Origin of the sequence: Agrobacterium sp. DSM 25558 (genome assembly GCF_900100825.1) — a bacterium.
GTDB lineage: Bacteria > Pseudomonadota > Alphaproteobacteria > Rhizobiales > Rhizobiaceae > Agrobacterium.
Window position 1 is genome coordinate 78,893 of the sequence record NZ_FMUD01000006.1, and the last position, 12,566, is coordinate 91,458.

Genomic DNA, 12,566 nt, shown 5'->3' on the forward strand with positions numbered 1-12,566 from the left:
ATTTACCCCTGAACGGCGGTATCTGCCCAGTTGGAGACAGCCCAGCGCGGATTGGATGCCATGTTCTCAACGGTATCGCGCGCCACGGTGATGAAACCCCATTCGGCGACGTTGATCAGCGGCAGGTCCTCCGTGACCTTCTTCTGAAACTGTTTGTAGAGCTCGGTGCGGGCCTTTTCATCGATGGTCTCGGCGGCCTTGTCGATCAGCGCATCCAGCTTCTTGTTCTCATAGCCGCCCTGGTTGGAGAAACCGACGCCGGCAGGCGTGCCTGACTTGACGAGGATGGTGGTAGAAATGGCAGGGTCACCCCGGAAGACAGGCGGTGCAACGGCAAGATCGAAGGCGTGATCGGTATAGACAGCTTTCTGGTGTGCGGCGGAATCATTGTTGACGATCTCGGCCTTGATGCCGATTTCCGCCAGCGCCTGACGCAGATAGGCCCCGAACTGCTTGGTCTCGTTGAAATAGGGGGCAGGCAGCAGCTTCAGCGAAAAGCGTGTTCCGTCGGCATCGGGCTTGTAACCCGCCTCATCCAGGAGCGCATTGGCCTTGTCCACATCGAAGGGGTAGGTCTCGACGTCAGACGTGAAGAATTGCGGTGCGTTCTTGGGAACCGGACCGGTGGAGATGCTGGCGTAACCAAGGAAGACGGTGTCGACCACAAGCTTCTTGTCGATGGCGTGGGCGATGGCCTGGCGCACCTTGAGGTCGGCCAGTTCCTTGCGGCGATGGTTGATTTCCACCACGAGCTGATAGGTCAACGCCTCATAGCCATCGGCAATGACCTTCAGGCCGGGTTCCTTGGCAATGCGGGCAAGATCAGACAGCGGAACGGCAGAGAAGGCGGCGAGCTGAATTTCTTCCGCCTCGAGTGCCGAGGCAGCGCCTGCGCGATCCGGCAACACGCGGTAGATGATTTCATCCAGCTTCGGGGCGTCCTTTGCCCAATATTTGTCATAGCGTGTGAGGCGGTAATATTCGCCTGGCTTGTATTCTGCAAACACGAAAGGTCCGGTGCCAACGGGTTTGGTATTGGCCGGATTGGTGGCGATATCCGTGCCTTCGTAGAGATGTTTGGGAATGACACTGGTGACGACAGGCAAGGCATTGCGGATCAGCTGGAATGGTGTCGGCCTGGAAAAGCGCAAGACGACGGTATGGTCATCCGGCGTATCGACCGTTTCGAGATTGGCGAAAACGAGACGCCCCAGATTCTGGAGAGGCTTCCACACGGACAGTGCCGAGAAGGCAACGTCTGCGGAGGTGAATGGCTTGCCATCATGCCATGTCACGCCTTCGCGCAGCTTGAAGGTGGCGCTCAGGCCGTCATCAGACCCTTGCCAACTGGTGGCAAGGCGCGGCTCCAGCCCATCCTTGCCCTTGAAGGACGCTTCCGCCAAGGGCTCGATGATCTTGCTGGAAATGTAGAAAACGCCGTTGGATGCAACGATGGCGGGGTTGAGGTTCTTCGGCTCCGAATCCGCTGCCACCACGAGACGCCCGCCTGTACTCGCAGCCCATGCAAAGTCGGTACGCACAAGCGTCGTAGACGCCGCCAGCAGGGCCGCTGTCTTGATGAGGGAACGTCGGGAAACCGTGGTGAGGGACATGGCAGACTCCGGAAAGAAACGGCTGTCAAGACGCCGCAAGGTGCAGTGTAAAGCTTCGTGAAGCCCAGTGTCCACGAGAATTCAAAGACTGGACAGCAAAGATTTACGCACGCCTTGTACTCAGCCGGATCATTCTTGCAAGCCATTGATGATAAGGGGAAATCTTTACCCACTGGCTCGGTCAACCTACAGCCAACGTCTCTTATTGGGGCAAAGCATAGACTTGGTGTCAAGAAATATTAGTTATCTCTAAATATCACTCTTTTTTATTAAAGCAAAATCTTATATATTATTTGTTCCAGTGGGTTAGAGCGAGAGACAAAGTCCAACACAACCCACGAGAAGGAGGAGAGAGCCATGAGAAAAATAACATCTTCTTTATTCATCACCGCATGTCTGGTCTTGCCGCTTCATGCACAGGCATTGGACGTGAGTGTAGGCGGCGTGAGTGCCAGTGTCGGTGGCAATGACAGTGGTGGTGTGAGTGCCAGCGCCTCTGTGGGTGGAAGTGGCGGCGTCAACGCCGGTGCCGATGTCGGCGGAAGAAGCGGCGGCGGTCTTGGTGCTGACGTCAACGCGTCTGTTGGCGGAAGCAATGGCATCAATGCCAATACCAGCGCCAGCGTTGGTGGACGGAGTGGCGTCAATGCCGATGTCAACGCATCCGTGGGCGGACGAAGCGGACTGAATGCCAATGCCACTGTCGGCGCTGCCGCCACATCCGGCGTCGGAGTGGGTGTTGGCGTGGGCATCGGCGCACCGGGCGTTCCCGGTGGACCTATCAACCCAGGTACGCTCCCTCCAGGTGCCGTGCGCGAAGCCATCAACTCCTATAATGACATGTCACGGTCCGAGCAGATGCGACTGGCGAAACGTTGCGTCGATATTCTGGGAGGTGGATATGATGCGGCTTTGACGCAACTGTGCCGAATGACTCCGGACGGCGTCACGCTGATATCATCATTTACGAAAAAGGGGTGTTCGCACCCCTTTTTTGTGACCGATCAACTGCCCTTGCGGCCAAGAGACATGATCCGCTCGCGGAGAACTTTGGCCAGATTTCGGGTGTTGCGATACATATGAACTTGGCCCGCGACCTGCCGTACATCGCGGTCGCTGTTTTGCGAAAGGCCGATGACGAGCGTGCCCATCTCAGACTTCTCGCTCCAGAAACCGTCGAGATCGCGGTCTTCATCGGCACCACAGCTATCCGTCCGCAGAATATTGGCATCATCAAGATGCCACTCGGTCAATCTTTGCATCAACAAACGGTCGATGGAGTGGCGGGAATGATCCTCGCTGGCTGCAAGCTTCCAGACATAGGCCTCACCCATGGTGATGAACACCACGGCCGACGCAACGGCAGCACCGCCGAGGTTGAGCGTGTGAATGCGGACCGCGTCTATTTCAGCCAGATTGGTGATAGCCTCACGGGCAAAGGCCGCGCGATATCTATCGCTGACAAGAGCTGAGCGTTTCCGGCCTTTGGATCCGCTGGCCTCCAGTGCCAGAAACTCTTCGGTTCGCAACCTGATGTCCTGCGGCTGTCTTGCGACATCATAGGTCAGTGCACCCATGGCTTCCAGATTTTGCCACTGTGTCTTCAGTTCCTGCAAATGCGCCAGTGGCAGGGTGTTTTTTAGATAGAGGCCAGCATCAACCTTACTTTCCAGCATCATGCGGTGGTGAGTTTCAGAGGTTGCCAAAGGCAGGTTGCGGCTCAGCGCTATCGCCTTGATCATGCGCACGAACGCCCCGTCCAGCCGCAGCTGTGGTAGAACCAGGACTTCCGGTAGGCGCAATTCCGGCTGCGACAACGCATCGAGCAAATCGTCGATGGTCTCAGCTGCACCTTCCGCATCGACAAGAGGCGTGCCCAAGGGACCAAAGGGATTGGCCCAGGCGCGCAAAATGGACGGACCTACGGAAAAGCCGGGCTTCTCCACGGTAAACGGCATGAGAAAGCGCATGCGGCTGCGCGCACCGTTTTCATCCCGCATCAGGGCAAACCGCACCGACCGCTCGTCCACGCGTGGCATGGCCGGTGCCAGGAGCTTGCCGGTGAAAAAGATGTTGGGCTCCATGACCCGGTTGGACAGGAAATCGAGTTCTTCCTGAAGATCGTAGCCTAGCTGTGCCGGATATATACAGAACTCACGTTCGGAGCGACCGACACGCAGGCTGCTATCCGCAGCGGGGCGATCCGAAGCCGTTTTTGCCAGCAGCATCGCAAAGCGATCATCGCGCATATCTGGGTCGTTGGGATCGCTTGCCATTCCGCTCTTATAACCGTCTTTCTCGTGCGCTCGATGACAATGTAGTCGCCGGAAGCAGCATTTTTAATGGGGGCACGACTTTTTAGCGAGCACCGATCGTTACCATGTTCGCGGTTGATTGCCCCGCACTATTTCAATCATACATCGAAACGTTAACAATGTTGAGAGTATTGCCGTCACTAAATATGCGTGAGTTCTAAATGGCGATTGCTTGGGAATTGGCTCACGGCAAAAGGGGTGTCACTCTGCGTTTCGGATACAGTCCAAGGACCAAAGCGCAACCTGCTATGATGATGGCTGCGCCAAGGAATTGTATGTGTGAAAGCGGTTCATCCAGCACCACTGCACCAACGATGACCGCGATTACAGTGACCACAAACTCCACACTGATTGTTTTGGTTGCGCCGATAAGAGAAACCAGCCGGAAATAGGTGACGTATGTGAGGGCGCTCATGATGATGGCGAGGCCGAAAAGATAAGCAAAGTCTCCAAGGCTTGGTGTGCCGGGAATGGGCACCACCGCCAGAAACGGCAGCGTTATAATGCCGCCCGCTAGAAATGAGCCGATGGTGATCTCCCACGATCCCGAACCTTTGAGGTGGCGGCTGGCATAATTGCTGCCGAATGCTGCGCAAATGCAGCCGAGAAGGCACGCGACGCAGCCAATGACGAAGGCCGTGGTGACGGGCACTGCAGGAAAGCCGACAAGAATGATAATGCCGCTAAAGCCAAGGGCCATGCCGAGCAGGCTTTGCGGCGATATCTTTTCAAGCCCCCAAACCTGGCCGATCAGCATGGAGAACAGCGGAATACTGGCGACGAGGATGGCGGCCATGGCTGTGCCAATGACCGGCGTCGCATAGGATAAGCCGATGAGCTGCCCTGCCACGGTTGTGGCACCAACGGCCGCAAAGGCGCGCCAGCCTGCGCTGAAATCCAGCTTTCGGCGCGAAACGCGCGCGACGATCAGAAGCGTGAAGCTTGCAATGAAGCACCGCAACGTGACTGCGCCCACCCAGCCGAATGCGGCAACGGCATGCAACACCAACAGGAACGATAATCCCCACGCAATGGCGAGAAAGAGATAGGCGGCCAATTCCGAGTGCTTCATGTCGTTATGTCTCAGCAATCGCAGAGGAAAGCCAACGGTTACGAGAGGTTACGCGTACCGTCAAATGAATTTTAGTGGTTGCTTTCCCTGTAGGGTCTGGCCGTTCCACACATTCCCGTGAGATATTTCGGGCGCGTGAGATGCTTCGGCCAGACAACGCAGGTGGCGTCGATCACTCTTCGATGGTGTATTCGCCAAGCTCGCAAAGGTTCTGCGTGTCGGTCGTCGTGTCTAGGTCGTTACTGCCCTGAAATTCGAAGCGCATATCGTATTTGCAGACATCACGGCCATCCGCGATGGTGATCTCGATGCTTTCGCCGGGGTTGAGGGTCTGGTTGCCGAAAACATCGCCTTCCCAGCTGCGCTGGCCAACGGGTGATGTGAAGAAGTGGGTCAGCACCGAGTTGGTGCCGTTCTTCAGCTCGAATGTCAGGTCTTCGGCGAGAACGGGTGTCGCGACGGTGAAGATGGCAATGGCAGCTATCAATGCAGATTTGAAATTTGTCATGAGGGTGTCCGCCCGGTTTGAGGTACAGACACGTCTTAGGAAGAAAATCGTGAGCGGTTAAGAGCGGATCGCTAGATGTACCCGACCATTTTTGGCCGCCGATTTCGATTATTAGCCAAACAAAAACGGCCCGCGGAGAAATTCCGCGAGCCGTTTCATTTATGGGTCTTTTGAAGCCGGACTCAGGCTTGTTCGAAAATTCCGTGGCAATGCTTGTACTTCTTGCCGGAGCCGCATGGGCAGGCTTCGTTACGGCCGATTTTGCCCCATGTGGCAGGATTGTTCGGATCACGCTGTTCCGGCGGGACGAAGGCAACCGATGTGTCCTGGTCGTGGCTGGCAAACTCATCTTCGCCGGTGATCGGGTCGAGATGATGGGCCGTCATTTCCGGCAATTCAGGCTGAGGCGGATCGCGTACCAGCTCCACCCGCATCAACTGCGCCGTGACTTCTTCACGCAGGTTGGATAGCAGCGCCTGGAATAGCTCGAAGGCTTCTGCCTTGTATTCCTGCAATGGATCACGCTGGGCATAACCACGGAAACCGACGACGGAGCGCAGGTGATCGAGGTTGACGATGTGTTCGCGCCACAGGTGGTCGATGGTCTGAAGGATGACCGAACGCTCGACATAGACCATCACGTCAGGCCCGAAACGCTCAGCCTTGTCGGCCATGGTCTTGTCGGCGGCATCCGTCACGCGTTGCATGATGTCGTCTTCGGCGATGCCTTCTTCCTTGGCCCATTCATCGACGGGAAGATCAAGGTTGAGGAAACGTTCGACCCCGGCCTTCAGGCCAGCAATGTCCCACTGTTCTGCATAGGCATTTTCGGGAACGTGTTTGGTGACGAGAGCTTCGATGACCTCATTGCGCATGTCGGCGGCGGTTTCACTGATGTTTTCCGCTTCCATCAGTTCCAGACGCTGGTCGAAGATGACCTTACGCTGGTCGTTGAGAACGTCGTCATACTTCAGAAGGTTCTTACGCGTTTCGAAGTTGCGGGCTTCGACCTTTTTCTGGGCGCGTTCCAGAGCCTTGTTGATCCAAGGGTGGACGATGGCTTCGCCTTCCTTGAGACCCAGCTTCTGCAACATCGAATCCATACGGTCGGAGCCGAAGATGCGCATCAGGTCATCCTGAAGCGACAGGTAGAATTTCGAGCGGCCCGGGTCACCCTGACGGCCGGAACGACCGCGCAGCTGGTTGTCGATACGGCGGCTTTCGTGACGCTCGGTCGCGATGACGAAAAGACCACCGGCAGCCAGCGCCCGGTCCTTCAAGACCTTGATCTCTTCACGGATTTTTCGTTCCGTGGCATCACGCTCTTGGCCAGGCTCGACACCTTCAAGCTCACGCTCGAGACGCATATCGACGTTGCCGCCGAGCTGAATGTCGGTACCGCGACCAGCCATGTTGGTGGCGATGGTAACAGCGCCGGGCACACCGGCCTGCGATACGATATAGGCTTCCTGCTCGTGATAACGGGCGTTCAGAACCTGGAAGTTCTCAAAGCCGGTCTGGCGCAGCATGGTTGCCAGAAGTTCGGACTTTTCGATCGAGGTCGTGCCGACCAGAACCGGCTGGTCGCGCTCATGGGCGGCCTTGATCTGTTCGATGATCGCCTTGAACTTCTCTTCGCCGGTCCGGTAGACTTCATCGTCTTCATCGATACGCTGGATCGGCAGGTTCGTCGGAACCTCGATGACATCGAGACCATAGATGTTGTTGAATTCTTCCGCTTCGGTCGAGGCCGTACCGGTCATGCCGGCGAGCTTCTTGTACATGCGGAAATAATTCTGAAAGGTGACGGAAGACAGCGTCTGGTTTTCCGGCTGGATCTGAACCTTTTCCTTGGCTTCCAGCGCCTGATGCTGACCTTCGGAATAACGGCGACCGGGCATCATACGACCGGTGAATTCGTCGATGATGACGATTTCATCGTTGCGGACGATGTAGTCCTTGTCACGCTGGAACAGCTTGTGAGCCTTCAGCGCGTTGTTGATGTGGTGAACGATGGCGACGTTTTCGATGTCGTAGAGCGATTCGCCCTTGAGAAGGCCAGCGTCACGCAGCAGGTTTTCGAGTTTTTCGGTGCCATCTTCGGAGAAGTTGGCCGAACGCTGCTTCTCGTCGATCTCGTAATCTTCCGGCGACAACATCGGAATGAAGGCATCGATGGTGTTGTAGAGATCTGAACGGTCATCCAGCGGACCGGAGATGATGAGCGGGGTGCGCGCCTCATCCACCAAAATCGAGTCGACTTCGTCGACGATAGCGTAGTGGTGGCCACGCTGCACCATCTGCGGCTTGTCGTATTTCATGTTGTCGCGCAGATAATCGAAGCCTAGCTCGTTATTCGTCGCGTAGGTGATGTCGCAGGCGTAGGCTTCGCGGCGCTGGTCATCATCAAGACCGTGTACGATGACGCCGGTGGTCAGGCCGAGGAAATTGTAGAGGCGCGCCATGGTGGCTGCGTCGCGCTGGGCGAGATAATCGTTGACAGTAACGACGTGGACGCCCTTGCCCTCAAGGGCATTCAGGTAAACGGCGAGCGTCGCTACCAGCGTTTTACCTTCACCGGTCTTCATTTCCGAGATGTCGCCGGAGTGAAGAATCATCGCGCCGGTCAACTGAACGTCGAAGGGACGCATGCCCAGAACGCGGCGGGAGGCTTCACGCGCCACCGCGAAGGCAGGAACGAGAAGGCTGTCGAGCGATTTTCCCTCGGCGAGCTGCGCACGGAATTCAACCGTTTTTGCCGCCAGCGCCTCATCGGAGAGGGCTTTCATTTCCTCTTCGAGTGCGCTGATGGCACCGATATTGCTACGATAGGAGCGAACGCGGCGATCGTTTGCCGAGCCGAACAACTTGCGGGCGATTCCGCCGAGACTGACCATCTTAGTGGCCCTTTCTGAAATTCCGTTTTTTCCAGGGGCGTGGAGGTCTGGCACTGCAATAAAACACAAATGACAGACTAGACCCTGAAACGTATCTGGACGCGAGGTTACGCGACAGATAAGAGGGGGGGCAAATGATGTCAACGGTTCTGCCCGTTACAGAATGGCCACATTCCGGTGTTTGGAAGTTTTTTCAGCCGGAAAACCACGTCTGGAGCCGGCATTGTCTCCGAAAGGTTTAATATGTTGCGCTATAATAGAATTGCGGCTGCTGTGATCGTGGCCACCCTTGGTCTTCAGTTTCCCGCTTTCGCGCAGGAAGATGCCGTCGTCGCAAAGGTCGGCGATCTGGAAATCCGCCAGTCCGAACTCGATCTTGCCATGAGCAATCTCGATCCGCAGCTTGCACAGCTTCCTGACGAACAGAAGAAAGTCGCTGCTCTCTCAGGCGCCATCGACGTCAAGCTTCTGGTGAAGGACGCGACTGCCGAAGGTCTGGAAAAGACCGAAGACTTCAAGAAGCGTCTCGCTTTCATCACTGATCGCGAACTGCACAACGCATACTTCCGCAAGCATGTGGTTGATGCCGTGACCAATGAAGAGGTCAAGGCACGCTACGAGAAGGAAGTGGCCGCGCTTCCAAAGGAAGATGAAATCAAGGCTGCCCACATTCTGGTTGCGACCGAAGAGGAAGCCAAGGACGTGATAAAGCAGCTGGACGCTGGCAAGGATTTTGCAGCGCTGGCAAAAGAAAAGTCGACCGATTCCAACAAGGATGACGGCGGCGATCTCGGCTGGTTCGGCAAGGGCCGCATGGTTCCTGAATTCGAAGAGGCTGCTTTTGCTCTCGAAAAGGGTGCCTACACAAAGACCCCGGTCAAGTCGCAGTTCGGCTTCCATGTCATCAAGCTGGAAGACAAGCGCGTTGCACCGCCACCAGCCTATGATCAGGTCGAAGCACAGGTTCGTCAGCTCGTCATGCGCGACAAGTATGTTGCCCTGATCGAAAAGGCCAAGGCCGAGCAGAAGATCGACATTCCCGATGAGGCAATGCGCAAGGCTTACGACGAAGCCAGCAAGCAGCAGGCCGCCGAGCCACCTGCACAGCAGTAATTCTCCGCAATTTACGGGGCGGCGATGAGCCGCCCCGTTTTCATTTTATCTCGTCCCGAAAAATGCAGGTTCCCCGCCAATGTCCGCTGCCGTTTCACCGCTCGCTCCCAAATCCTATCCAGACATGCCAGCCCTTCGCGGTGTGCGAATGGCGACGGCCGCCGCCGGTATCAAATACAAGAACCGCACCGACGTTCTGTTGATGGTATTCGATGAGCCAGCCAGCGTTGCGGGCGTTTTCACGAAATCGAAATGCCCATCCGCCCCGGTCGATTTTTGCCGTGCCAATCTGGCGCAGGGCGTTGCGCGCGCCGTGGTCGTCAATTCCGGCAACGCCAATGCCTTTACCGGCGTCAAGGGCCGGGCCGCGACCGAGTTGACGGGAAAATCCGCAGCCGAGGCCGTGGGCTGTGCAGCCAACGAAGTGTTTCTCGCCTCCACCGGCGTCATCGGTGAACCACTCGATGCCACCAAGTTTGCAGGCGTTCTCGGCCAGATGAATGCGGACGCCAAGGGCGACTTCTGGCAGGAGGCTGCCAAGGCTATCATGACCACGGATACCTATCCGAAGGTCGCAACACGCACAGCCGAGATCGGTGGCGTCACCGTTACGATCAACGGTATCGCCAAGGGTGCCGGCATGATTGCGCCTGACATGGCGACGATGCTGTCCTTCGTCGTGACCGATGCGGATATCGCACCTGCTGCCTTGCAGGCACTGCTGGCCGCAGGCGTTGGCCCGACGTTCAATTCGGTGACTGTCGATAGCGATACCTCCACCTCCGATACGCTGATGCTGTTTGCAACGGGTGCGGCCCGTGCAGACGGACAGGCACGTATCGAGACGGCTGAAGATGCCAAGCTCGGATCGTTCCGCGAAGCATTGAACGATCTGTTGAAAGACCTTGCGCTGCAGGTCGTTCGCGATGGCGAAGGCGCGCGCAAGATGGTCGAAATCACCGTGACGGGTGCCGAAAACGACGCGGCAGCCAAGAAGATCGCTCTGTCCATAGCCAACTCGCCGCTGGTCAAGACAGCGGTCGCTGGTGAGGACGCCAACTGGGGCCGTGTCGTCATGGCCGTCGGCAAGTCCGGCGAAATGGCAGACCGCGATCGTCTGGCAATCTGGTTCGGCCATGTCCGCGTGGCCGTCAATGGCGAGCGTGACGCGGATTATTCCGAGGCTGAAGCCACTGCCGTCATGAAAAACCAGGATATTCCGGTTAAGGTGGATATCGGTCTGGGCAGCGGCACGGCAACCGTGTGGACCTGCGACTTGACCAAGGAATATGTCGAAATCAACGGCGATTATCGGAGCTGACCGGTGGGGCCTAATGATATCCAGAACGCTTCCGTCAATCTTCCGCTTGTGCGGCGTCTCGAAGCTGTCAGCTTTCGTGCATGGCCAGCATCGTCCGTCATCTATGACGGCAGCTGGCAGATAAGGCTGACGGGTTCGCATCCGTCCAAGCGCATCAATTGCGTGGTGCCGCTCGATCCATCCGATTACGGTAATTGCAGTCTTCGTCTGGAAAAGGCGCGCAAACGCTTCGAAGATTTCGGGCGTCCGCTGATCGTGCGTGAAACGACGCTGATGCCACCGCAACTGCGCGAGCACCTGCTGGCGGATGGCTGGAGCGTGTTCGAAGACGTCGATGTCATGACCGCAGATCTTGTCGATGCCGAGCTGCCAGAAACCATAGCGCATCTTCCAACCCATGATATCGGGCGCTTTGTCGAAGCCAGCCTGAAGATCAGCAGCGAAGACCCGGCTTTGCGGTCCCCCATTGCCGAGATAGTCAGCTCCATCAAGCCGACGCTTGGGCTTTTCATCAAGGAAGAGGTCGAAGGCGAACCGTTGGCGACCGTCATTTGCGTGCAGGATAACGACCTTGCTGGCATCCTGTCGCTGGATGTGGACCCGTCGATCCGCCGAAGAGGGACGGCAACGGAAATTCTGACGTCGGCGCTTCGCTGGTCACGGATCAGCGGCGCGAAAACCGCGTGGCTTCAGGTGGTGTCCACCAATCGGCCCGCCATTGGCCTTTACGAGAAGTTCGGCTTTTCGACAGCCTATACTTATCGCTATTGGCGCAAGGACGCGGAGTGATGGCTGACGCTGTGAGAAACATCCTTCTTGTCGCTGCCTGCGCACTCATCGATAGCGATGGCAGAATTCTGCTGGCGCAGCGGCCGGAAGGCAAATCGCTGGCCGGTTTGTGGGAGTTTCCGGGCGGTAAGGTCGAAAGCGGCGAAACGCCGGAGGAGACTCTGGTTCGGGAGCTTGAGGAAGAGCTCGGGATCAAGACCAAGATTGCGTGTCTCGCACCGCTGACCTTTGCCAGCCACACCTATGAGACATTTCACCTTCTGATGCCGCTTTACGTCTGCCGTCGTTATGAGGGAATTCCGCGCGGGGCGGAGGGGCAGGCGATAAAGTGGGTCAAGCCGCAGGCCTTGCGCGATTACCCCATGCCGCCCGCCGATGAGCCGCTTATCCCCTATCTTCAGGACCTGCTGTAAACAATCCCGTGAATAAAGGCTTCGAAGGGCCTGCATCGTCTCAAAACGGGGCGCTATTAACCAATCGTTTATCACCCTCTGGCAAATTCAAAGACTGAACAATTGGTAAATGGCGCGTAGCGAGGCCTTGGTATGAACGAGGATTTTTGGAAGACAGTGGAGGGACGCCGGTCCTATTCTGAAAAATCGCGCAAAATCGGCGTTGTTAATGTCGCTCTGCTGTTTGGTATGGTGGCGATTGCGCTGTCGCTGATCGTTACCCCCATGCTGGCAGGCAAGACGCCGCCGGCACGTTTCGCCCAGACACCCGATAGTTTCGATATGATCAGCACCGGCTCGATCAATCGTGTCGAACCGGCCAAGAAATCCTACAGCATCCGCCGCAGTGTCACCCAGCCCATGCCGGGTTCGGTTTGTATCGTTGATGGTTATGCCAACGGTCGGGACTGCTGATTTTCAGGTCTAATAGTTTCCTAACGCTCTCCCTCATTCCTGTCCTTGTGACAGGAATCCAGCCGTCGCGCG

10 protein-coding genes and 1 pseudogene are annotated in these 12,566 nt (G+C 56.8%); 6 read left to right on the forward strand and 5 right to left on the reverse strand.

The genetic code is table 11. The features are described 5' to 3' along the window. Positions 1 to 2: 2 nt before the first annotated feature. Positions 3 to 1,613: an ABC transporter substrate-binding protein gene (locus DSM25558_RS07295; RefSeq protein WP_077103288.1), complete on the reverse strand. Its 1,611-nt coding sequence runs from the start codon at positions 1,611 to 1,613 to the stop codon at positions 3 to 5. A 357-nt stretch (positions 1,614 to 1,970) separates the two neighbouring features. On the opposite strand from DSM25558_RS07295, the pseudogene DSM25558_RS07300 reads away from it, so the two are divergent. Continuing rightward, positions 1,971 to 2,568 (forward strand): annotated as a pseudogene (locus tag DSM25558_RS07300) (hypothetical protein). Positions 2,569 to 2,617: 49 nt separating this feature from the next. Here DSM25558_RS07300 and DSM25558_RS07305 read toward each other — a convergent pair. The 4 genes from DSM25558_RS07305 to secA form a co-directional block, all read right to left on the reverse strand. Further along, entirely contained in the window at positions 2,618 to 3,889 is a 1,272-nt protein-coding gene (locus DSM25558_RS07305; RefSeq protein WP_077103290.1) for a GNAT family N-acetyltransferase, read from the reverse strand. Positions 3,890 to 4,112: 223 nt separating this feature from the next. Further along, complete coding sequence (locus DSM25558_RS07310; protein ID WP_077103292.1) at positions 4,113 to 5,000, reverse strand: DMT family transporter; 888 nt, start codon at positions 4,998 to 5,000, stop codon at positions 4,113 to 4,115. A 172-nt stretch (positions 5,001 to 5,172) separates the two neighbouring features. Continuing rightward, positions 5,173 to 5,508, reverse strand: coding sequence for a hypothetical protein (locus tag DSM25558_RS07315; protein WP_077103294.1), 336 nt, complete (start codon positions 5,506 to 5,508; stop codon positions 5,173 to 5,175). A gap of 182 nt (positions 5,509 to 5,690) precedes the next feature. After that, on the reverse strand, positions 5,691 to 8,405 hold the full coding sequence (gene secA, locus DSM25558_RS07320) for a preprotein translocase subunit SecA (RefSeq protein ID WP_077103296.1): 2,715 nt from the start codon (positions 8,403 to 8,405) through the stop codon (positions 5,691 to 5,693). Between the two features lie 243 nt (positions 8,406 to 8,648). Here secA and DSM25558_RS07325 point away from each other — a divergent pair, with 243 nt between their 5' ends. The 5 genes from DSM25558_RS07325 (at position 8,649) to DSM25558_RS07345 (ending at position 12,494) form a co-directional block, all read left to right on the forward strand. Beyond that, a complete protein-coding gene (locus DSM25558_RS07325; RefSeq protein WP_077103298.1) occupies positions 8,649 to 9,518 on the forward strand; it encodes a peptidylprolyl isomerase in 870 nt (289 codons plus the stop codon). Positions 9,519 to 9,597: 79 nt separating this feature from the next. Further along, positions 9,598 to 10,839, forward strand: coding sequence for a bifunctional glutamate N-acetyltransferase/amino-acid acetyltransferase ArgJ (gene argJ, locus DSM25558_RS07330; protein ID WP_077103300.1), 1,242 nt, complete (start codon positions 9,598 to 9,600; stop codon positions 10,837 to 10,839). A gap of 3 nt (positions 10,840 to 10,842) precedes the next feature. Beyond that, positions 10,843 to 11,628 (forward strand): GNAT family N-acetyltransferase, encoded by a 786-nt coding sequence (locus DSM25558_RS07335; RefSeq protein ID WP_371479596.1) that lies wholly within the window; start codon positions 10,843 to 10,845, stop codon positions 11,626 to 11,628. Further along, entirely contained in the window at positions 11,628 to 12,041 is a 414-nt protein-coding gene (gene mutT / locus DSM25558_RS07340) for an 8-oxo-dGTP diphosphatase MutT (protein ID WP_077103302.1), read from the forward strand. The genes DSM25558_RS07335 and mutT overlap by 1 nt, the downstream gene beginning before the upstream one ends. 132 nt (positions 12,042 to 12,173) lie before the next feature. Continuing rightward, a complete protein-coding gene (locus DSM25558_RS07345) occupies positions 12,174 to 12,494 on the forward strand; it encodes a hypothetical protein (protein ID WP_077103304.1) in 321 nt (106 codons plus the stop codon). Positions 12,495 to 12,566 lie beyond the last annotated feature (72 nt).

Coding starts and splice junctions, on each gene's coding strand:
- DSM25558_RS07295 (WP_077103288.1), bottom strand. CDS start 1,613: ATGTCCCTCACCACGGTTTCCCGACGTTCCCTCATCAAGACAGCGGCC.
- DSM25558_RS07305 (WP_077103290.1), bottom strand. CDS start 3,889: ATGGCAAGCGATCCCAACGACCCAGATATGCGCGATGATCGCTTTGCG.
- DSM25558_RS07310 (WP_077103292.1), bottom strand. CDS start 5,000: ATGAAGCACTCGGAATTGGCCGCCTATCTCTTTCTCGCCATTGCGTGG.
- DSM25558_RS07315 (WP_077103294.1), bottom strand. CDS start 5,508: ATGACAAATTTCAAATCTGCATTGATAGCTGCCATTGCCATCTTCACC.
- secA (WP_077103296.1), bottom strand. CDS start 8,405: ATGGTCAGTCTCGGCGGAATCGCCCGCAAGTTGTTCGGCTCGGCAAAC.
- DSM25558_RS07325 (WP_077103298.1), top strand. CDS start 8,649: ATGTTGCGCTATAATAGAATTGCGGCTGCTGTGATCGTGGCCACCCTT.
- argJ (WP_077103300.1), top strand. CDS start 9,598: ATGTCCGCTGCCGTTTCACCGCTCGCTCCCAAATCCTATCCAGACATG.
- mutT (WP_077103302.1), top strand. CDS start 11,628: ATGGCTGACGCTGTGAGAAACATCCTTCTTGTCGCTGCCTGCGCACTC.
- DSM25558_RS07345 (WP_077103304.1), top strand. CDS start 12,174: ATGAACGAGGATTTTTGGAAGACAGTGGAGGGACGCCGGTCCTATTCT.